The 2,057-nt window shown below is 65.3% G+C and carries 4 protein-coding genes; all 4 read left to right on the top strand.

Annotation, left to right across the window (positions count from 1 at the left end; all coding sequences use genetic code 11):
• Positions 1-69: 69 nt before the first annotated feature.
• Positions 70-420, top strand: a complete 351-nt coding sequence (locus AC1DXV_RS34130) for a histidine triad nucleotide-binding protein (protein WP_477865778.1) — start codon at positions 70-72, stop codon at positions 418-420.
• Positions 421-465: 45 nt separating this feature from the next.
• Positions 466-711 (top strand): Sec-independent protein translocase subunit TatA, encoded by a 246-nt coding sequence (tatA, locus tag AC1DXV_RS34125; protein ID WP_477865777.1) that lies wholly within the window; start codon positions 466-468, stop codon positions 709-711.
• A 43-nt stretch (positions 712-754) separates the two neighbouring features.
• Entirely contained in the window at positions 755-1,243 is a 489-nt protein-coding gene (gene tatB, locus AC1DXV_RS34120; protein WP_477865776.1) for a Sec-independent protein translocase protein TatB, read from the top strand.
• Positions 1,244-1,275: 32 nt separating this feature from the next.
• Positions 1,276-2,057: twin-arginine translocase subunit TatC (gene tatC, locus AC1DXV_RS34115; protein WP_477937982.1), on the top strand; the 782-nt coding region annotated here is incomplete at its 3' end.

Here is a 2,057-nt window from a genome sequence, read left to right as displayed (position 1 = left end):
GTTCCTCTACCGCATCGTCAAGGGCTGGTCGAACCTGAATTCCAACAAGCCGATGYCGGTGCCCGCGCCATGAGCCACGATCCGAGCTGCATCTTCTGCAAGATCGCGGCGGGGCAGATCCCGAGCCGCAAGGTCTATGAAGACGACGAACTGATCGCCTTCCACGACATCGCGCCCTGGGCGCCGATCCATTTCCTGCTCGTGCCGAAGGAGCATCTGGCGTCCTTGTACGACACCGTGCCGGACAAGCACCAGGCCTTGCTCGGCAGGATGCTGGCGCTGGCCCCGAAGCTCGCGCGCGAGCAGGGTGCAACCAATGGTTTCCGCACCGTGATCAACACCGGCGCCGATGGCGGGCAGGAAGTGCCACATTTGCACATGCATGTCATCGGCGGCCCAAGGCCATGGGCCAAGGGTTGACTCGGCCACCACCTAGAATCGGCTATTTCCCGCAGGAGAAGAATCATGGGTTCATTCAGCATCTGGCACTGGCTCATCGTGCTGGTGATCGTGGTCCTGGTGTTCGGCACCAAGAAGCTCAAGAACATCGGCAGCGACCTCGGTGGCGCCGTGAAGGGCTTCAAGGACGGCATCAAGGATGGTGCGGCCAATGCCGGCACCGACACCGCCGTGCCGCCGTCGCAACAGGTCGGCCAGCAGAAGGCCGCCGATCCGAACACCGTCGACGTCGAAGCGAAGACCAAATCGTGAGCATCCGAGGCCGGCCCGGGCTGGCCCGTCGGATGGCGGCCGCATGATCGATTTCGGTTTCGACAAGATCGCGCTGATCGGCGCCGTGGCGTTGATCGTCATCGGCCCCGAGCGCCTGCCCAAGGTCGCCCGCACCGTCGGCCACCTGCTCGGCAAGGCCCAGCGCTATGTGGCCGACGTGAAGGCCGAGGTGAACCGCTCGATCGAGCTCGAAGAGCTCAAGAAGATGAAGGGCGAGTTCGAGGACGCGGCCCGCAACGTCGAGCAGACGGTGTCGACCGAGATCCACCAGACGCGCGCCGACGTGGCCAGCGCTTGGGATGCGCCCGGCGACCCGGCCTTGAGCGCCAACAGCGGCCAGCACAGCGGCTGGGAGCCTCCGCCGCCGCAGTACAAGCACCCGAAGAAGAACTGGCGCCTGAAACGCGGTGCCACGCCGCAGTGGTACAAGCAGCGCAACGGCGTGCGCAGCAAGGCGCAATCCGGCGCGGCGCGTGTCGCGCGCTTCCGCCCGCCGCGCTCGTCGGTCTGACGCTCCTTGGCCAGAGAACCTGAATCCCTCCCATGAAGTTGAACAGCGACGGCCGCGATGAGCTGGAAGGCACCGAGCAGCCCTTCGTCACGCACCTGATCGAACTGCGCGATCGCCTGATCCGCGCGGTGATCGCGATCGGCGTGTGCTTCGGCATCCTCGCGATCTACCCCGGTCCGGCCGCCCTCTACGACCTGCTGGCGCACCCGCTGGTGGYGGCGCTGCCGGCCGGCGGCAAGCTGATCGCCACCAACGTGATCTCGCCGTTCCTGGTGCCGCTGAAGATCACGCTGATGGCCGCCTTCCTGCTGGCGCTGCCGGTGGTGCTGTACCAGGTGTGGGCCTTTGTCGCGCCGGGGCTGTACACGCACGAGAAGAAGCTGGTGCTGCCGCTGGTGGTCTCGAGCACGCTGCTGTTCTTCATCGGCGTCGCGTTCTGCTATTTCTTCGTGTTCGGCAAGGTGTTCGCGTTCATCCAGACCTTTGCGCCGAAGAGCATCGCGGCCACGCCGGACATCCAGGAGTACCTGAGCTTCGTGCTGACGATGTTCGTCGCGTTCGGCGCCGCCTTCGAGGTGCCGATCGTCGTGGTGGTGCTGGCCCGCATGGGCATCGTCACGCTCGAGAAGCTGAAGGCCTTCCGCGCCTACTTCATCGTGCTGGCCTTCATCGTCGCCGCCGTCGTGACGCCGCCCGACATCGTCTCGCAGCTCGCGCTCGCGATCCCGATGTGCATCCTGTACGAGGTCGGCATCTGGGCCTCGGTGATTTTCATCAAGCACACGCAGGCGCCGGAAGACACCACCCAGAAGGT

This window comes from Rhizobacter sp. P3_C12 (assembly GCF_056402735.1).
This window is presented reverse-complemented; position numbering and strand designations above follow the sequence as displayed.